The 16,933-nt window shown below is 70.1% G+C and carries 22 protein-coding genes; 10 read left to right on the top strand and 12 right to left on the bottom strand.

All coding sequences use genetic code 11. The annotated features are described in order from the left end of the window. Nucleotides 1-3: 3 nt before the first annotated feature. From MCHLDSM_RS09795 to MCHLDSM_RS09785, 3 genes are all read right to left on the bottom strand, one after another. Nucleotides 4-945 (bottom strand): ABC transporter substrate-binding protein, encoded by a 942-nt coding sequence (locus MCHLDSM_RS09795; protein ID WP_048469884.1) that lies wholly within the window; start codon nucleotides 943-945, stop codon nucleotides 4-6. Between the two features lie 127 nt (nucleotides 946-1,072). Further along, nucleotides 1,073-2,032 (bottom strand): sigma-70 family RNA polymerase sigma factor SigB, encoded by a 960-nt coding sequence (gene sigB / locus MCHLDSM_RS09790; protein WP_048469883.1) that lies wholly within the window; start codon nucleotides 2,030-2,032, stop codon nucleotides 1,073-1,075. A gap of 147 nt (nucleotides 2,033-2,179) precedes the next feature. Beyond that, nucleotides 2,180-2,581, bottom strand: coding sequence for a DUF3099 domain-containing protein (locus tag MCHLDSM_RS09785; protein ID WP_082162089.1), 402 nt, complete (start codon nucleotides 2,579-2,581; stop codon nucleotides 2,180-2,182). A 77-nt stretch (nucleotides 2,582-2,658) separates the two neighbouring features. On the opposite strand from MCHLDSM_RS09785, the gene MCHLDSM_RS09780 reads away from it, so the two are divergent. Next, complete coding sequence (locus MCHLDSM_RS09780) at nucleotides 2,659-2,895, top strand: DUF3039 domain-containing protein (protein WP_048469881.1); 237 nt, start codon at nucleotides 2,659-2,661, stop codon at nucleotides 2,893-2,895. On the opposite strand, the gene MCHLDSM_RS09775 is transcribed toward MCHLDSM_RS09780, so the two are convergent. Together MCHLDSM_RS09775 and MCHLDSM_RS09770 are read right to left on the bottom strand one after the other, a co-directional pair. Beyond that, nucleotides 2,885-3,913 carry a YihY/virulence factor BrkB family protein gene (locus MCHLDSM_RS09775; RefSeq protein WP_082168807.1) on the bottom strand — a complete coding sequence of 343 codons (1,029 nt, stop codon included), beginning with the start codon at nucleotides 3,911-3,913 and terminating at the stop codon, nucleotides 2,885-2,887. The genes MCHLDSM_RS09780 and MCHLDSM_RS09775 overlap by 11 nt on opposite strands. A 27-nt stretch (nucleotides 3,914-3,940) precedes the next feature. Continuing rightward, entirely contained in the window at nucleotides 3,941-4,132 is a 192-nt protein-coding gene (locus MCHLDSM_RS09770; RefSeq protein WP_043408089.1) for a DUF7455 domain-containing protein, read from the bottom strand. 132 nt (nucleotides 4,133-4,264) lie between these two features. Here MCHLDSM_RS09770 and MCHLDSM_RS09765 point away from each other — a divergent pair, with 132 nt between their 5' ends. Continuing rightward, nucleotides 4,265-4,618, top strand: a complete 354-nt coding sequence (locus MCHLDSM_RS09765) for a DUF952 domain-containing protein (RefSeq protein ID WP_048469880.1) — start codon at nucleotides 4,265-4,267, stop codon at nucleotides 4,616-4,618. Here the strand turns inward: MCHLDSM_RS09765 and MCHLDSM_RS09760 are convergent. Then, a complete protein-coding gene (locus MCHLDSM_RS09760) occupies nucleotides 4,615-4,983 on the bottom strand; it encodes a RidA family protein (RefSeq protein WP_082168834.1) in 369 nt (122 codons plus the stop codon). The two genes, MCHLDSM_RS09765 and MCHLDSM_RS09760, sit on opposite strands and share 4 nt — an antisense overlap. A 68-nt stretch (nucleotides 4,984-5,051) precedes the next feature. Here MCHLDSM_RS09760 and MCHLDSM_RS09755 point away from each other — a divergent pair, with 68 nt between their 5' ends. Together MCHLDSM_RS09755 and MCHLDSM_RS40085 are read left to right on the top strand one after the other, a co-directional pair. Next, nucleotides 5,052-5,834 carry a hypothetical protein gene (locus MCHLDSM_RS09755; RefSeq protein ID WP_048469878.1) on the top strand — a complete coding sequence of 261 codons (783 nt, stop codon included), beginning with the start codon at nucleotides 5,052-5,054 and terminating at the stop codon, nucleotides 5,832-5,834. An 81-nt stretch (nucleotides 5,835-5,915) separates the two neighbouring features. Beyond that, a complete protein-coding gene (locus MCHLDSM_RS40085) occupies nucleotides 5,916-7,565 on the top strand; it encodes a hypothetical protein (protein ID WP_048469877.1) in 1,650 nt (549 codons plus the stop codon). On the opposite strand, the gene MCHLDSM_RS09745 is transcribed toward MCHLDSM_RS40085, so the two are convergent. The 3 genes from MCHLDSM_RS09745 to ppgK form a co-directional block, all read right to left on the bottom strand. After that, on the bottom strand, nucleotides 7,562-8,647 hold the full coding sequence (locus MCHLDSM_RS09745; RefSeq protein WP_048469876.1) for a methyltransferase: 1,086 nt from the start codon (nucleotides 8,645-8,647) through the stop codon (nucleotides 7,562-7,564). The genes MCHLDSM_RS40085 and MCHLDSM_RS09745 overlap by 4 nt on opposite strands. A gap of 59 nt (nucleotides 8,648-8,706) precedes the next feature. Further along, nucleotides 8,707-10,182 (bottom strand): RNA polymerase sigma factor, encoded by a 1,476-nt coding sequence (locus MCHLDSM_RS09740; RefSeq protein WP_048470264.1) that lies wholly within the window; start codon nucleotides 10,180-10,182, stop codon nucleotides 8,707-8,709. 196 nt (nucleotides 10,183-10,378) lie between these two features. Next, nucleotides 10,379-11,176 (bottom strand): polyphosphate--glucose phosphotransferase, encoded by a 798-nt coding sequence (gene ppgK / locus MCHLDSM_RS09735; RefSeq protein ID WP_048469875.1) that lies wholly within the window; start codon nucleotides 11,174-11,176, stop codon nucleotides 10,379-10,381. Nucleotides 11,177-11,283: 107 nt separating this feature from the next. Here ppgK and MCHLDSM_RS09730 point away from each other — a divergent pair, with 107 nt between their 5' ends. Next, nucleotides 11,284-12,153: an inositol monophosphatase family protein gene (locus tag MCHLDSM_RS09730; protein ID WP_048469874.1), complete on the top strand. Its 870-nt coding sequence runs from the start codon at nucleotides 11,284-11,286 to the stop codon at nucleotides 12,151-12,153. A gap of 1 nt (nucleotide 12,154) precedes the next feature. Here the strand turns inward: MCHLDSM_RS09730 and cei are convergent, their stop codons facing one another. Then, complete coding sequence (cei, locus tag MCHLDSM_RS09725) at nucleotides 12,155-12,811, bottom strand: envelope integrity protein Cei (protein WP_048469873.1); 657 nt, start codon at nucleotides 12,809-12,811, stop codon at nucleotides 12,155-12,157. 178 nt (nucleotides 12,812-12,989) lie between these two features. Here cei and MCHLDSM_RS09720 point away from each other — a divergent pair, with 178 nt between their 5' ends. Continuing rightward, entirely contained in the window at nucleotides 12,990-13,292 is a 303-nt protein-coding gene (locus tag MCHLDSM_RS09720) for a DUF4193 domain-containing protein (RefSeq protein ID WP_043408120.1), read from the top strand. Between the two features lie 20 nt (nucleotides 13,293-13,312). On the opposite strand, the gene MCHLDSM_RS09715 is transcribed toward MCHLDSM_RS09720, so the two are convergent. Beyond that, nucleotides 13,313-13,786 (bottom strand): DUF3093 domain-containing protein, encoded by a 474-nt coding sequence (locus MCHLDSM_RS09715; RefSeq protein WP_048421186.1) that lies wholly within the window; start codon nucleotides 13,784-13,786, stop codon nucleotides 13,313-13,315. Nucleotides 13,787-13,811: 25 nt separating this feature from the next. On the opposite strand from MCHLDSM_RS09715, the gene dut reads away from it, so the two are divergent. Next, nucleotides 13,812-14,276 carry a dUTP diphosphatase gene (dut, locus tag MCHLDSM_RS09710; RefSeq protein ID WP_048469872.1) on the top strand — a complete coding sequence of 155 codons (465 nt, stop codon included), beginning with the start codon at nucleotides 13,812-13,814 and terminating at the stop codon, nucleotides 14,274-14,276. Between the two features lie 55 nt (nucleotides 14,277-14,331). After that, a complete protein-coding gene (locus MCHLDSM_RS09705) occupies nucleotides 14,332-15,036 on the top strand; it encodes a DUF3710 domain-containing protein (protein WP_234713941.1) in 705 nt (234 codons plus the stop codon). Here MCHLDSM_RS09705 and MCHLDSM_RS09700 read toward each other — a convergent pair. Continuing rightward, nucleotides 15,033-15,746, bottom strand: coding sequence for a hypothetical protein (locus tag MCHLDSM_RS09700; RefSeq protein WP_048469870.1), 714 nt, complete (start codon nucleotides 15,744-15,746; stop codon nucleotides 15,033-15,035). The two genes, MCHLDSM_RS09705 and MCHLDSM_RS09700, sit on opposite strands and share 4 nt — an antisense overlap. 136 nt (nucleotides 15,747-15,882) lie before the next feature. Between MCHLDSM_RS09700 and MCHLDSM_RS09695 the strand changes: the two genes are divergently transcribed. Both MCHLDSM_RS09695 and MCHLDSM_RS09690 read left to right on the top strand, forming a co-directional pair. Then, complete coding sequence (locus MCHLDSM_RS09695; protein ID WP_048417272.1) at nucleotides 15,883-16,254, top strand: OB-fold nucleic acid binding domain-containing protein; 372 nt, start codon at nucleotides 15,883-15,885, stop codon at nucleotides 16,252-16,254. Further along, nucleotides 16,251-16,931, top strand: a complete 681-nt coding sequence (locus tag MCHLDSM_RS09690; RefSeq protein WP_048469869.1) for a DUF3159 domain-containing protein — start codon at nucleotides 16,251-16,253, stop codon at nucleotides 16,929-16,931. Before MCHLDSM_RS09695 ends, MCHLDSM_RS09690 begins: the two co-directional genes overlap by 4 nt. Nucleotides 16,932-16,933 lie beyond the last annotated feature (2 nt).

Genomic DNA, 16,933 nt, shown 5'->3' with positions numbered 1-16,933 from the left:
GAGTCAGCTCTCGCCTGCGTTGATGGTTGCCTTCGTGATCGCGATCCCGGACTCGCCCCATGCGGTGAGGATCCTGGTGTAGGTGCCGTCGTCGATCAGGCGCTGCAGCGCCCGGCGGATCGCCTCGGTCAGCTCGGGCCGGTCCTTGCCGACGCCGATGCCGTTCGGGGTGGCGTCGATCCCGCCCGGTGCGGCAGGGTCGTGCACCACCTCGAAGTACTTGCCGTCCCCGGCGGTCTTGGCGGCGTATCCGGCGGCCGGCTTGTCCATGAAGTCCGCGACCACCTGACCGCTCAGCAGCGCCAGTTGTGCGTCGGTGTCCTTGGGCTTCTGCGCGACGACGGGATCGGGCTTGCCCGCCGCACGGCACGGGTTGTCGTCGCCGGTCAGCATCTTGGCCTGCTTGCTGCCGCTCTGCACCGCCACGTCGCGCCCGCACAGATCGGTCAGGGTCGTGATGCCGTGGGGGTTGCCCTTGGCCACCAGGATTCCGCTGCCGGAGACGGAGTAGTCGACGAAGTCCAGCACGCCCTGGCGTTCCTTGGTGTCGGTCATCGCCGACATCACGATGTCGAACTTGCGGGCCTGGATGGCGGGGATGATGCCGTCGAACGCCTGCTGGGCGAACTCGAACCGGATGCCCAGCGTCTTGGCGAGTGCCTGGCCGAGGTCGTAGTCGAGCCCGACGATCGTCGAGCCGCCGTTGGACTCGAACATCTCGAACGGCGCGTAGGGGACGTCCGTGGCGACGCGCACCACGCCGGCGGTACGGATGTCGGCGGGCAGCGCGGCCCGCGCGTTCTCGTCGACGGGGACGTCGATCCCGGCGAGCCCGTCGATCGGGGGAGGACCGGCCGAGTTGGCCGGGTTGCTACATGCGGCGCACGCGACGCCCAGCGCGACGACGACCAGGGTCACCGTGCGGGCGAGACGCGAGGAACGCATACATCATGTTAAATGGATTACAGAACAGATCACAAGTGATCGATTCGTAAATCTCTCAACAGGCCCGGAAAGCGACGATGCCCGCCGTGTACACGGCGGGCATCGTCTCTGTGCGGGATGTCTGCGATCAGCTGGCGTACGAGCGCAGGCGGTCGGCGCGCTCACCGTTGCGGAGCTTGGCCATCACCTCGCGCTCGATCTGGCGCACCCGCTCCCGCGAGAGGCCGAACAGCTTGCCGATCTGGTCGAGCGTGCGGGGCTGGCCGTCGTCGAGGCCGAAGCGCAGCCGGATCACCTGCTGCTCCCGCTCGTCGAGGGTGGCCAGCACGTAGCGGATGTCGGTGTGCAGCAGCTCGGAGATGACCGCGTTCTCCGCCGACATCGCCTCGGCGTCCTCGATGAAGTCGCCCAGCGGGGCTTCCTCGTCACTGCCGACCGGCATGTCCAGGCTCACCGGGTCGCGGCTGTGCTCGAGCAGATCGGTGATCTTCTCGACCGGGATGCCCGACTCGGCGGCCAGCTCCTCGTCGGTGGCCTCGCGGCCGAGGTTCTGGTGCATCTCCCGCTTGATGCGGGCGAGCTTGTTGACCTGCTCGACGAGGTGGACGGGGAGCCGGATGGTGCGGCTCTGGTCGGCCATGCCGCGCGTGATGGCCTGCCGGATCCACCAGGTCGCGTACGTCGAGAACTTGAAGCCCTTGCTGTAGTCGAACTTCTCCATCGCCCGGATCAGGCCGAGGTTGCCCTCCTGGATCAGGTCGAGCAGCGGCATCCCGCGGCCGGTGTAGCGCTTGGCCAGCGACACGACCAGGCGCAGGTTCGCCTCGAGCAGGTGCCGCCGGGCGGCCTCGCCGTCCCGGACCACCGCGGCCAGATCGCGTTTGCGGTTCTCGCCCAACCGTTTCCGCGTGTCCAGAAGGTGCCGAGCGTACAGCCCCGCCTCGATCCGCTTGGCCAGCTCGACCTCGTCGGCAGCGTTGAGTAGCGCCGTCTTGCCGATGCCGTTCAGATACACGCGCACAAGGTCGGCGGCAGGGCTCTGAGCGTCGAGGTCTTGGTCCATGCGGCTGGTGGTGGCATTTGCCATGACGGCCTCCTGATCGGGTGGAACTTTCAAGAGCTACAACGCCCTAGACGCGCTGAGAGTTCCCACGTTCCGCCCGGTTCACACGTCCTGAACTGCGGTTATCGGAGGTCGACCTGAGAATGTGCTGAGAAATGAGCCAGAACGCGCTCAGCTGCGATCCCCGCCGCCGAAACCGTCGGCGTCAGGTTGCGGCGCCCGGGGAGGGGCGATGTCCAGAGCCGGCCGCTCGGCGGTCGGGAACAGCGGAATGCGTTTCTGGTTCTGGTACCGGCGGGGCTCCTCCGCCCGTCGCGGCGGGCGGTCGTTGGCGATCAACACCGCCATCCACGGCAGCGGGATCGCCACCACGACGATGGCCAGGGAGACGAGGCCGTTGTGCCAGATGCCGTAGGCGACCGCGGCCAGGATCAGGGAAGGGATGCGGAAGGACATCAGGGTCAGATACTTCCGCACCCGCTGACGGTGCTGTTCCTCGTAGGCGGGAGCGGCTCGGGTGATCAGGACCGGCCGGCCCTCGTCGTCGAAACTCAGCTCAGGGCTTTGTTTCATATCTCCACTGTTCCACATCCGAGACGGGCAATGCCCGTCGCATTTATTACCGTTTCATTCCCAGGCAGAATGGCCTCATGCAGACCGACACCATCGAGCGCACCGACACCGACGAACGCGTCGACGACGGCACCGACAGCGACACCCCGAAGTACTTCCACTACGTCAAGAAGGACAAGATCGCCGAGAGCGCGGTCATGGGAACCCACGTGGTGGCGCTGTGCGGCGAGGTGTTCCCGGTCACCCGTTCGGCCAAGCCGGGCTCGCCGGTCTGCCCGGACTGCAAGCGGATCTACGACCAGCTCAAGAAGTAGGGGAGTCGGGAGCCGCGGGGACGACCGGCTTCGTCTGCGCGTCGCCCGAAGGCGCCGAGCCGTTCGCGCCGAAGGCTTCCGCCCGGGCCTCGAGCCAGCCGCGCACCCGGGTGGCATGCGTGCTCGGCGCCGGCCATTCCTCCTCGATCGCGGCGTTGAGTTCCGCGCCCATCATGATCGCGAACCCGAGGAAGAACGCGAACAACAGGAACGCGATCGGCGTAGCCAAGGCCCCGTAGGTGTAGCCCGTGCTGGTGATCCAGGTCAGGTACAACCGGAGCCCCCACGTGGCGACCAGGAACACCGTCGTCGCCAGCACCGACCCCAGTAGCAGCCGGTGCGTCGGCAGCGGCTTGGGCAGCGAGACTCGGTACAGCACGTTCACCGCCACCGTGATCGCCACGAACAACACCGGGTAGTAGCCGTAGCGCAGCACGTTGTCCCAGCTGTCCGGAATGAACTCGGCGACCTTGCGCGGGCCCAGGGCGAGGAACGGTGCGGTGGCGATCGCCCCGACGAGCATCACCACATACAGCCCCAGCGCGTAGAACCGTTGCCGCACAGGGTGTCGCAGCGGGGTCTGGTCATGCGCCTCGGTGATGGAGTCGACGAACGCCGAGATCGCCGACGAGCCGGCCCACAGCGAGATCACGAAGCCGATCGAGACCACCTCGCCGCGCGCGCCGCGCACGATGTCGCGCACCGTCGGTTCGATGATCTCGCTCACCACATTCGGTGAGAAGAACCTCGCCGCCGTACTGATCAGCTGGCTCTCGATGACCGGAAGCGTGTCCGGGCCGAACAGCGGAGCGATGTAGGCCAGGCTCCCGAGCATGCCGAGCAGCAGTGGCGGAAGTGACAGAGCGCACCAGAACGCAGCCTGAGCCGACTCCGAAAAGATGGAATCGTCCCAGCTTTTCGACAGTGTCCGTAAGGCGACACGGCGGACGTGATGGCGTGATGGTCTCGTCCTCTGCGACGACGGCCGCGAATCCGGCCCCTGTGACTGGTCAGTCATGACCAGACCAGCATGGCCGATTCAGCGCTACGGCTCCAGCGGACTCACTTCGATGACCGCGGCGAGTTCGACCAGCTTGGCCTCGTGCTCGTTGGCGTGGTGCTGGCAGAACAGCAGCTCGGCTCCCGAAGGAAGCTTCGCGCGCACCCGGGCTGCCGCACCACAACGGTCGCAGCGGTCAGCCTTGGTCAATTCGGGACTGGTGAGCGTTGCGGTCATGGCACCTCCATAGGGTGTAGCGACGTACTTCTACTGTGTCAGACGCTTGGGGTTCCGGCCTTGTTCCCCGGCGGTTTACGGGTGTGTCGTGTCTCACGACCCCCCGCGTTGCGAGCGGAAGGGGCTGCCGGTATGCCAGCCGAGGAAGAACTGGTGCATCTGTGCGGTGCCGAGGAGTGGGCAACGGCGCAGCGGCGCGGCGTGCACTCGCCGCCGTCGCTGACCGAGGTCGGCTTCGTGCACCTGTCCACCCCGCAGCAGGTCCACCTGCCCGCGAACCGGCTGTACGCCGGTCGCACGGACCTGGTGCTGCTGCGCATCGACGGGGCACGGCTGACCTCTCCTGTTCGCTGGGAGCCTGGGGTCCCGGGGGATCCCGATGGCATGGTGTTCCCACATTTGTTCGGCGAACTGCCGGTTGAGGCTGTGATCCGCGTCACTCCCTACCTGCCGGACGCCGACGGCGCCTTCGCGCCGCTGGTTTAGCTCTCGGCGTAGGCGTCGACCTCGATCTCGACGACGAGGTCGGGCGCGATGAGCGCCGACACCTCGACCATCGTGGCCGCCGGCCGGATGTCGGAGAACACCTCGGCGTGTACCGCGCCGACCTCGCGCCAGCAGCTGATGTCGGTGACGAAGATCCGGGTGCGCACGACGTCGGACAGGGACGCGCCGACCTCGCTGAGCGCCACCTCGATGCGGCGCAACGCCTCTCGGGTCTGCGCCGCCGGGCTGTCTCCCGCGGCGGTGGTCCCGGCCACGGCGATGTGCGCGCCGATGCGCACCGCGCGCGAGTACCCGACCTCGGACTCGAACGCCGAGCCGGAGGAGACGTTGACCCGTCGCGTCACGACCACCAACCTAACGGGTGGCCGCGTGCAGTCGTGGCTGCCGGCGCCGCTCAATACACTGAGCGCTCGTGGGAATACTCTTCGGCTTCGCACCGTGGATCGTCTACTGGGTTCTGGTCGGCAACGTGCCGTTCACCGCCGCGGTCCTGGTCGCGTTGGCCGTGGCTGTCGCCGCATTCGTCGTCGCCCGGGTGCGGCGCTCGCCCGGACGCACACTCGAAATCGGTGCTGTCGCAACGTTTGTGGTCCTGGCGGTGCTGACGTTCACGGTGAGTCAGTCCTTCATGGAGACGTGGATCCAGCCCCTCAGCAACGCCGGCATCTTCGCGGTCACCTTGGTCAGCGCGCTGATCGGCAAGCCGTTCGTCCGCGAGTTCGCCGAAGTGGGCCAGCCCAAAGAGGTGATCGACAGCGACGTCTTCGCCCGTATCACCTCGACACTGACCTGGGTGTGGATCGCGGCGTTCGCCGGCATGACGGTGTCGTCGCTGATCCCGCCGCTCGTCCAGGGCGACGCCACGATCCTCGACACCCGCACGCCGCTGTCGTTCGTCTGCTACTGGGTGGTGCCCTTCTCTCTGCTGGGCGTCGCCGCACTGCTGACGCGGCTGCTGCCCGAGCGGATGGTGCCGCCGGCAGAGGAGATCGTGCGCAAGACGACGTTCGTGGCCTTCGCCGAGGCCGAGATCGATCAGCTGATCTATCTCGCCACCGAGCACGCCAACCGCGAGGTGGGTGCGGGCAAGGAGGCCTACGACGTCCGGATCGGCAGCAAGGGTGTGCCGCTGGTCGGCGACGACACCCGGCAGTCGTGGCCGTCGTCCTACAAGGTGCGTGATCGCCGGAGTTGAACCGGCGCGCCTATTGACTGGCTCGTGGATTTGCCGGTTAGATTCCAGCAATCCATGACACCAGCGGCGGGGGGATTGCGCATGTCCGATGGCGGGCGCGGGACGGAAACGAATCGGCAGCGGGGAACCGTCCGGCAGTGGCTGGCGGTGGGCACCGGCGGCGCGGCGATGATCGGCGCCGGGATTGCGCTCAGCCTGCACCCGGGCGAGCCGTCGACGACGCACCGTGAGGTGGCGCTGGCCTCCTTCGATTCCCTGTTGTCCACCGAAGATACTGGCGCCGAACAGGTTTGGTGGCTCGGATCCGCGGGATCGGGACATCGGGAATCGCGGCCGACGCCGGTGGGCCCCGCCGTGGCGGGAACGCGGGCGCCGATGATCGGGACCGGCGGCTGGCTGATCGGGGACGGCGCCGACGCCCCCGCCGACTGCACGGGCGCCGCGTGCAACGGCCGCAACGGCGGCCTGCTGTGGGGCGACGGCGGAAACGGCGCAAACGGCGGCAAAGGTGGCAACGGCGGACTCTTTGGCGGAGACGGCGGCCGCGGGGGCGACGGCACCTCACCCGGCCAGGACGGCGGAGCCGGCGGCAACGCCGGGAGGTTCGCGCAGACCGGTAACGGCGGCGACGGGGGTGATGGCGCCGACGGCGGGCCCGGTGTCCGCGGCGGCAATGGCGGAGCCGGGGGTGTGGCCGGATCGCTGCACGGCAACGGCGGCAACGGCGGGAACGGCGGCGCGGGCGGAACCGGCCTCGACGGCGCCAACCCGGCACCCGTGGGACGCGCCGCCGCGGGCACCCCGAGCTACCTGGGCTCCACCGGACTCCCGACCACGAACACCGTCGTCGACGGCGCGATCACCGGCAAGGCCGGCGGCGCGGGCGGCGACGGAACGCCCGGCAGCAACCAGTCCGGAGGCCAGGGCGGCACCGGGCAGGGGGCCAGCGCCTTCCTGGCGGCGCCGCACCAGTTCGTCGTCAGCGGCGACGGCGGTGACGGCGGTGACGGTGCCGGTGGCGGCATGGGCGGTGACGGCGGCAACGCCGGCGTGGCGCAACAGCTCGTGCCCGGTGCCGCGGTCTTCGGTGGCCGGGGCGGCAACGGCGGGCTCGGCGGGGTCGGCGCCCGCGGCGGTGACGGCGGTGACGGCGGCTCGGTTGACATCGGCTCCACCGTCGGCTTCGGCGGTACCGGGGGAGACGGCGGCGCCGGAGGTACCGGCGCGACGGGCAACACCGGCATGGCCGGTGGCGCGGGCGGGGCGGGCGGTTCCGCCGGCAAGCTGACCGGGACCGGCGGTGCCGGTGGATCCGGTGGCACGGGCGGCCGCGGCGGCAACGGCGCGGTGGGCGGACAGGGCGGTGACGGCGGCGACGGCGGTGTCGATCTGTCCGATCCGGTGCGCGGCACCGTGACCCCGGGAGACGGCGGTGCCGGCGGCTCGGGTGGCAGCGGCGGTGCGGGTGGCGACGGCGGCGCCGGAGGCGCGGCCGGGCGCGGCGGTGGGGGCAGCGAACAGGAGGGCTCGGTCGGACGCGACGGCGCGGCCGGATCGACCGGGGGCGGCGGGACCGGCGGCACCGGCGGCTCTGGCGGCACGGGTGGCGCGCGCGACCGCAGTGCGGGAGCGGCGGGCTCTGTGGGCCAGGGTGGGAGCGGACCGAGCGGGACCAAGGGCGGCGCAGGAGGCTCCGGCGGGGCCGGTGGTGCCGGCCGCAGCGCCGACTAGACCGCGACGGCCTCGATCACCGACATCGGGCTGACCGTCGGGAGCACGCGGGTCAGCCGGAAACCGGCGCGGCTGAGCAGGTCGGCGTACTGGGCGCGGGTCCGTTCCCTGCCGTGCACCATCAGCAGCATCTCGAGATCGAGCATGTGCCCGATGAACGACGAAGCCCGTTCCGGCAGAACCATTTCCAGCAGGAGCAGTCGGCCGTCCTCGGCGATCCCGGTGCGGATGTTGCGCAGAATGGTCAGCGAGTGCTCGTCGTCCCAGTCGTGGATGATGTTCTTCATCACGTAGAGGTCGCCGCCGGCGGGCACCGACTCGAGGAACGACCCGCCCTCGATCGCGGTCCGGTGGGCGACGCCGGCGTCGGCGAGCAGACCACCCGCGCCCTCGACCACCGCCGGCAGGTCGAACAGCACGCCCCGGGCGTCGGGCGCACCGCGCAGAATCGTCGACAGGACCGCCCCGTGCCCGCCGCCCACGTCGACGACCAGCCGGCACCTCGAGAAGTCGTACGCCTGCAGCGCAACGTCGTTCGACAAGCCGCTGGCGGCCGTCATCGCGTTGTTGAACACCTCGGCGAATTCGGGGTCGGTGTCGAGATAGGCGAAAAAGGGCATGCCGCGCAGCATCTCGGCGGCCGGCTCCCCGGTCTGCACCGAATACAGCAGGGCGCCCCAGTCCGCCCACCGCGCAGGGTGTCCGATGAACAGCACCATGTCGCGCAGCGACCCCTCGGAGTCCGCCCGCAGGGCGTGGCCGACGGCGGTCAGTGTGAACCGTCCGTCCCGCCGCTCCCGCAGCGCACCGCGGCTGGTCATGGCGCGCATCAGGCGGTACACCGCGTCGGGATCGGCGCCCACCGCGGCGGCCACGTCGTCCGCGCGCCGCGGGCCGGCCGCCAACTGATCGGCGATCCCGAGCTTCGCGGCGACATAGAGCACCTGCGTGGTCCACGCACCGGTGGCCAACTCCAGCAGGGCGACATTGCCCGGCGCCGTGGACCGGTGCAGGCCGGCCAGACCCGCGCGCAGGCGGTCGACGACCTGGATCAGACGGACAGGCGGAAGTCTTCGTCCCATGGTCGGCGAATCTAGATCAGCCGACTTGAAGATTTCTTGGACGACGCTTGGCGGGAAACCTAGTCGAGGTAGTCGCGCAGGACCTGCGACCGGCTGGGGTGGCGCAGCTTGCTCATCGTCTTCGACTCGATCTGCCGGATGCGCTCGCGGGTGACGCCGTAGACCTGGCCGATCTCGTCGAGGGTGCGGGGCTGGCCGTCGGTCAGGCCGAACCGCAGCCGCACCACGCCGGCCTCACGCTCGGACAGGGTCTCGAGCACCGACTGCAGCTGATCCTGCAGCAGTGTGAAGGAGACCGCGTCGACGGCCACCACGGCCTCGCTGTCCTCGATGAAGTCGCCGAGCTGCGAATCGCCCTCGTCGCCGATGGTCTGGTCCAGCGAGATGGGCTCACGCGCGTACTGCTGGATCTCCAGCACCTTCTCCGGCGTGATGTCCATCTCCTTGGCCAGCTCCTCCGGTGTGGGCTCGCGGCCCAGATCCTGGAGTAGCTCGCGCTGGATGCGGCCGAGCTTGTTGATGACCTCGACCATGTGCACCGGGATGCGGATGGTGCGGGCCTGGTCGGCCATCGCGCGGGTGATGGCCTGACGGATCCACCAGGTGGCATACGTGGAGAACTTGTAGCCCTTGGTGTAGTCGAACTTCTCGACCGCACGGATCAGGCCCAGGTTGCCCTCCTGGATCAGGTCCAGGAACGCCATGCCGCGGCCGGTGTAGCGCTTGGCCAGCGACACCACCAGGCGCAGGTTGGCTTCCAGCAGATGGTTTTTCGCGCGGTCGCCGTCGCGGCAGATCCACATCATGTCGCGCCGCTGCGCGGCCGGGAGCTTCTCGCCCTTCTCGGCGAGCTCGGCCATCAGCTGCGTCGCGTACAGGCCCGCCTCGATGCGCTTGGCGAGCTCCACCTCTTCCTCGGCGTTGAGCAGCGCGACCTTGCCGATCTGCTTGAGGTAGGCGCGCACCGAGTCGGCCGACGCGGTGAGCTCGGCGTCCTTGCGGGCCTGCCGCAGCGCCTCGGATTCCTCTTCGTCCCAGACGAAGTCGCCGGACGCCTTGTCCTTCTCGGACGGCTCGGCGATGTCGTCGTCGGCTTCCTTGACGACCTTGCCGGGTGCGGCGGGCGTCGCCGCGGCCGCGGCGGTACCGTCCTCGGCCTCGTCGGTGTCCTCGTCGTCGGCGGCCGCGTCGTCGTCGGTGTCCTCGACCTCGATGTCGTCGAGTTCGAGATCGCCGTCCTCGACGTCGAGGTCCTCGCCGGGTTCGGCTTCGAGGTCGTCGGTGGTCTCCAGGTCGTCGGCGACCAGATCGGTGTCGACGGACTCGGCGGCACCCTTCTTGGCGCGCCCGCGGCCGGCGGGGGCGTCGGCGGACTTCGCGGCCCGCTTGGCGGCCTTCACCGGAGCGGCCTTGGCGGCTTTCTTCGCGGGCGCAGTGCCGTTGGCCGCCTTGGCGGGCGCCTTCTTCGCGGGGGTCTTGGCGGCGGGCCGCTTCACCGGCTCATCGGTTGCCGGGCTTGCCTTTGTCGCTGCCACGTACACCCTTCCAATCGTGCGGGTTTCGGCGCGCACTCGTGCGCCGCCGAAAAGTGTCGGCTATGTCGAATGTCGGCGACGATCTCAACTGGGATGCTCCGCCGCTGTTCGGTGTAGGCGGCCGCCGTCGACCATTGTAACGACAGTGTGGGTGCGCACCGTGCCGAGCGGCAAATTTGACGGCGCGCCGCGCCGGTTACCGGGCAGTAGTGGTGACGTCGACGTCGGCGGCCATCGCCGCACCGACGATGCCTGCGCTGTTCTGCAGCGCCGCGGCCACCACCGGGGTGCGATTCTTCAGCATCGGAATCCATTTGTCGGCCTTGCGGCTGATGCCGCCGCCGGCGATGAACAGGTCGGGCCAGATGGCGTTCTCGATGGCGACCAGGACTTTCGTGACCTCCTCGGTCCACCGCTCGTAGCTCCAGTCCTTGCGCTCCTTGACCGAACTCGCCGCGCGGTGTTCGGCCTCCTTGCCGCCGACTTCGAGGTGGCCGAACTCGGTGTTGGGCAGCAACACGCCGTTGTGGATCACCGCCGACCCGATGCCGGTGCCGAACGTGAGCAACACGATGACCCCGGTGTGCCCGCTGCCGGCGCCGAACTTCTCCTCGGCGAGTCCGGCGGCGTCGGCGTCGTTGAGCACCGTCACCTGCCGGCCACCGAGCGCCGCGCCGATCACCTCGGCGGCGTTCACGCCGATCCATCCTTTGTCGACGTTGGCGGCGGTGCGCACGATCCCGTTGGTCACCACGCCGGGGTAGGTCACTCCCAGCGGGCCCTCCCAGCCGAAGTGTTTGACCACCTCGGCGATGGTGGCGGCGACCGCGTCCGGGGTGGACGGCTGCGGGGTCAGCAGTTTGTAGCGCTCACCGATCAACTGTCCGGTGTCGAGATCGACGATGCCGCCTTTGACGCCGCTGCCGCCGACGTCGACGCCGAAACCGCGGCGCGGGCTGTCGGATGCAGAGGCGGGCGAGTCGGTGACGGTCAATGCAGGCTCCTCTGCGCAGGTGGGCGGCGCCGGTGGTGCACACACTATCGGCTCGCGAATTGCGATGGGGGCCAGTCGTGCATCCCGGACCGCCGCCGCGCCCGCGGATGTGTTGCGATGGTCGGGTGAGCGACATCGACACCGACCCGGCGTCCGCGCGCGCGGTGGCCGAGCAGTTGGCCGCGGAGGCGGCGGCCTTCGTCCGGCGCCGCCGCACCGAGGTGTTCGACGGCGCGGGCGGTGCCGACCAGGACGGCGCGGTCAGGGCGAAGAGCACCCCGACCGACCCCGTCACCGTCGTCGACACCGAGACCGAGCGCCTGCTGCGGAATCGGCTGGCCGAACTGCGCCCCGGCGAGGCGATCCTCGGGGAGGAGGAAGGCGGCCCGGAGGGCGCCGACGACGGCCGACTCACCTGGGTGCTGGATCCGATCGACGGCACCGTGAACTTCGTCTACGGGATCGAGGCCTTCGCGGTGTCGGTCGGCGTGCAGCGGGGCGGGGTGTCGGTGGCCGGGGCGGTCGCCGACGTCGCGGCGGGTGCGGTGTTCTCGGCGGCGCTGGGCAACGGCGCACAGGTGACGCGGGACGGGCAGACGACGGCGTTGCGGTGCAGTGCCGCGACGTCGCTGTCGATGGCGCTGGTCGGCACCGGCTTCTCCTACCAGCCGGAGGATCGCCGTCGCCAGGGCGCGGTGATGGCGGCGTTGCTCCCGGAGATCCGCGACGTGCGCCGGATCGGTTCCTGCGCGCTGGACCTGTGCATGGTGGCCGCGGGCCGACTCGACGCGTACTACGAGGACGGGGTGCATGTCTGGGACTGGGCCGCCGGTGCGCTGATCGCGGCCGAGGCGGGTGCGGTGGTGCGGGCGCCCGGGCAGGGCGGACCCGGTCTGATGGTCGCCGCCGCGCCGGGTCTGGCCGCGGAGTTCGACGAGGCGCTGCTGCGCAGCGGGCTGGATCCGCGCCGGCAGTAGCTCAGCAGGTCTGGGTGTGGATCTTGCTCAGCAGCGACGGGTCGGCAGGCTGGGTGGCGTCGGGCATCAGGCTGGCCAGCACCGCGTCGATGTCGTCGCTGTGGGCGAGTTCGGTGAAGTCGGTGCCGATCGCCAGGTCGACCGTGTCGTCGGTGCGCTGATCCTGGAACAGCTCGGTGCAGGGCGCGACCAGCCACAACGACGCCGCCGCGGCGCGTCCGGCCGGACCGAACCGGATCTGACCCTGGCATTGCAATCGGGTGCCGGTGTAGACAGGGTCGTTGGCGGCCTCGGGATCGGTGAAGCCGAGATCCCGCAGCGCGCCGGCCACTTCGGCGGCCTGCCCGCCCTGCCCGCTGGTGTTGAGCACCCGGATGCGGGTGTCGGCGAGCTTGGCGGGTGTCACGTCGGTCATGTTCTGGCGCGACACCTGTTCACCCAGGGTGGGAGCCGGCGCGTTGGGATCCGCCGGTGCCGGCGGCGGGTTGCAGACGGCGACCTCGCGCACGTCCGGCGGCTGGGAGAGCGCGATCACCCAGACCAGCAGCGCCGCCACCGCCAGCGCGGCGAACATCAGCGCCCCGGGCAGGAAGCTCCGGCGGCGGAACGGGCGCCCGTGTTTGTCGAACGCCGTGCCTTCGGTGATTTGCGCGACCACGCCACAGACTCTAGAGCTAGGGTGTGCGGGGCTCCGACCGGCATCAACGGACGGATGGCGACTTCTGTGACGTAAATCACATTAGAACCGGTGTCAATACGGGCACGAATCGTTTGGTGGATGCGTTCGACGCTGGTACAAAGCAACGCTGCATAGAGCTTCACGGAGGGGACTGGCCATGGCTACTGATTACGACGCCCCACGGCGCACCGAGACCGACGACGTGTCCGAGGACTCGCTCGAGGAACTGAAGGCACGCCGCAACGAAGCTCAGTCTGCTGTCGTCGACGTCGATGAGTCCGAGACCGCCGAATCGTTCGAGCTGCCCGGCGCCGATCTGTCGGGCGAAGAGCTCTCGGTGCGGGTGATCCCCAAGCAGGCCGACGAGTTCACGTGCTCGAGCTGTTTCCTGGTGCATCACCGCAGCCGGCTGGCGAGCGAGAAGAACGGCATGATGATCTGCTCGGACTGCGCGGCCTGAGGGTGAGAGCCTGACGAGAGTCAGCGCAGCGCGGCGAGCACCCGATCCGGGTGCCGCGCGCTGACGAGCCAGTAGGGCGTGGGATCGTCCGGATCGTCGAGGACGAGCAGCACCAGCGGGCCCACCCAGGCCCGGTGCACGACGTAGGCGGCCGGATCGAGCTGCCGGCCCAGCGCGGCCGACTTGGCCGAGCGCGGCACCTCGGCGGCCCGGGTGATCACCGAGGCGGGCAGGTGGGCGTTACCGACCCACAGTTCGGTGCCGCCGTCGTCGTGCACCACCCGCAGTTCGACGCGGCCGAGCCACACCAGCGCGACCGCCGCCACCGGCAGCAGCACGGCGTAGGGCAGCCAGTCGGGCAGAGCGGCGATGCCCTGGTTGACCTCCAGGGCGATCAGCGCGGCCAGGCCCAGCCCCGGCAGCCACCACCACCACGGCACCCACAGCCGCTCGCGATAGCGAACGCTGGTGGCGGTGGCGCGCGTGTCGGACACGCGGCCAAGAGTAATCTCTGGCGTCGTGCCCAGTTCTTTGGCGGTCGTGCGTCTCGATCGGGATCTGCCGCTCCCCGAGCGTGCCCATGACGGTGACGCCGGTGTCGACCTGTACAGCGCGGAGGATGTCGAACTGGCGCCCGGGGCGCGGGCCCTGGTCGGCACCGGGATCGCGGTCGCGATTCCGCACGGCATGGTCGGCCTGGTCCATCCGCGATCGGGTTTGGCTGCGCGCGTTGGCCTTTCGATCGTGAACAGTCCCGGGACCATCGACGCGGGCTATCGCGGCGAGATCAAGGTGTCGCTGATCAACCTCGATCCGCACACCCCGATCGTGGTGCACCGCGGTGACCGGATCGCCCAGCTGCTGGTGCAGCGGGTCGAGTTGCCGGAGCTGGTGGAGGTGACGAGCTTCGACGAGGCCGGGCTCGCCGACACGACGCGGGGCGACGGGGGGCACGGATCTTCCGGCGGGCATGCCAGTCTGTGACGATGGCTTTCAGACCGACTGACAGCGACAGCGTGAGACACCCGAGGTGATAGCAGTGGAAGCCGACGAGGAACTCGAAGGCCCGTTCGACATCGATGACTTCGACGATCCGGACGTCGCGACGGTGGCGCGGCTGGACCTGGGCTCGGTGCTGATCCCGATGCCCGAGGGCGGCCAGGTCCAGGTCGAGATCAACGAGACCGGCGTGCCCAGCGCGGTGTGGGTGATGACGCAGCACGGCCGCTTCACCATCGCCGCCTACGCGGCACCGAAGTCGACCGGCCTGTGGCGCGAGGTGGCCTCCGAGCTGGCCGAGTCGCTGCGCAAGGACGTGCCGAAGGTGAGCATCGAGGACGGCCCGTGGGGCCGCGAGGTGGTCGGTTCGGGGGGCCAGGGGCAGGCCGTGGTCCGTTTCATCGGCGTCGACGGCTACCGCTGGATGATCCGCTGCGTGGTCAACGGACCCGAGGAGAGCATCGGCGCACTCGCCGAACAGGCCCGCGAGGCGCTGGCCGACACGGTGGTCCGCCGGGGCGACACCCCGCTGCCGGTGCGCACGCCGCTGCCGGTGGCCCTCCCCGAGCAGATGGCCGCCCAGCTGCAGGCGGCCACCGAGCAGGCGCAGGCCCAGGCGCAGGCCGACGCCGCGGCTCAGGGGCAGCAGCAGCCTGAGCCGCCGCAGCCCCCGGCCGACCCGGCGGCGCGGCGCGCGGCCCAGGGCTCGGCGATGCAGCAGCTGCGCACCATCACCGGCGGCTAGCGCTCCTCGCGGTCGGCGGCACGCAGCGCGGCCAGGCACGCAGTGCCGAGCACCGAGGGGTCCTCGCCGACGTCGCCGAGCGTCACGGTCCGCAGTGCGGCGCGCGGCGCCGCGGACACCCAGGCAGCGCCGACCTCCAGCGGGTGCACGGCGTCGTCGGTGGCCGACACCACGCCCATCGGCACGCCCAGGCCCTCGAATTCGCCGAGAGTGGGGGCCACGTAGCGCGCCGCCTCGTCCATCGCGTCGGGCAGGGCCGGCCACTGGGCGACCCACGAGCGGGTGAGTTCCGCGGCCAGCCACGCCGGGCTGGAGGCCTGCATCGCCGCGGTCGCCGACACCAGGCCGTCGCGGCGCAGCACCGCCGCGGAGTGCCGGGCCGCCAGCGCGGCGGGTGCGGCGTCGGGCTCGCCGGTCCAGGCCGGCAGCGCGGCCAGCACGGCCACCACCCGGCCCGGATGTGACAGGGCCCACGCCGCCGCGACCGCGGCGCCGATCGACACTCCGCCGACCGCGATCGGTCCCGACCGCGCGGCCCCGGCCAGTTCGTCGCGGTACCCCTCGACGAGCCGGTGCGGCTGCGGCGGCGGGGTCACGACGACCGCTCCGACCTGGTGCAATGCCGGCGAGAAGGCCCGGTAGACGAAGTCGTCGTCCGATCCGGTGCCGGGGAGCAGAACCGTGGTGACGCCGCGCAGATCGACCGCCATGTTTCGATCGTGCCTGGTGGTGGAAAACCCTTCGCTGCGACCCGCCGCGGTGGTTCGCATCTGGGAACCAAGAGGTCTACCGTGGCGTTTGGTTGGGGTAGTACCACAAAGATGTGACAGAAGGTCAGGAGAAGCCATGGCCACGGCCGAGGGTTACCTGCGACGGCTCACCCGTCGGTTGACCGAGGACCCGGAACAGCTCGACGTCGAGGAACTCAGCGACGACGTGGCGAGCACCGGGGCGCAGAAGGCGATCGACTGCCATCGCGGCCAAGAGGTGACCATGATCGGCACCCTGCGCAGCGTCGAGTGCAACGGCAAGGGGTGCTCGGGCGGCGTGAAGGCCGAACTGTTCGACGGCACCGATTCGGTGATGCTGGTCTGGCTGGGCCAGCGCCGCATCCCGGGCATCGAGTCCGGCCGCACGCTCAAGGTGCACGGCCGCGTCGGCAAGCTCGACAACGGCACCAAGGCGATCTACAACCCCCACTACGAGATCCAGAAGTGAGCGAACCCGGTACCGATCCGGGCGCTCAGACCTCACCGGCACGTGGCGCCGCCGTGCTCGAGCAGATGGGTGGCGTCAGCGGCCTGATCTACTCGTCACTGCCGGTCGTGGTCTTCGTGCCGGTCTCCACGGCGTTCGGGCTGCTGCCGGCCATCGCGGCCGCGCTCGGTGTCGCGACGCTGATCCTGTTCTGGCGGCTGTTCCGCAAGGACTCCGTCCAGCCGGCGATCTCCGGGTTCTTCGGTGTCGGCGTCAGCGCGCTGATCGCGTACCTGGTCGGCGCCTCCAAAGGCTACTTCCTGCTCGGCATCTGGACGTCGCTGATCTGGGCGGTGGTGTTCGCCGTGTCGGTGGTGATCCGCCGGCCGGTCGTCGGCTACATCTGGGGCTGGGTGCACACCCAGGACCGGGGCTGGCGCGACGTGCGCCGCGCCGTGTACGCCTTCGACGTCGCCACCCTCGTCTGGGTGGCGGTGTTCGCGTCGCGCTTCCTGGTGCAGCAGCACCTCTATGAAGAGGACCAGACGGGATGGCTCGGCGTCGCCCGCATCGCGATGGGGTGGCCGCTGACCGCGATCGCTGCTCTGGTCACCTACGGCGCGATCCGTGCCGCGCAGCGGGCGGTGCGCGCCCAGACGCCGGCCGGCACCGACGACGCGGTGCACGAGAGCAGCTGAGC

The sequence above is a fragment of the Mycolicibacterium chlorophenolicum genome (assembly GCF_001044235.1).
Classification (GTDB): Bacteria; Actinomycetota; Actinomycetes; order Mycobacteriales; family Mycobacteriaceae; genus Mycobacterium; species Mycobacterium chlorophenolicum.
The sequence above is the reverse complement of the archived record's forward strand: the minus strand, read 5'-3'. Positions and strand labels throughout refer to the sequence as shown.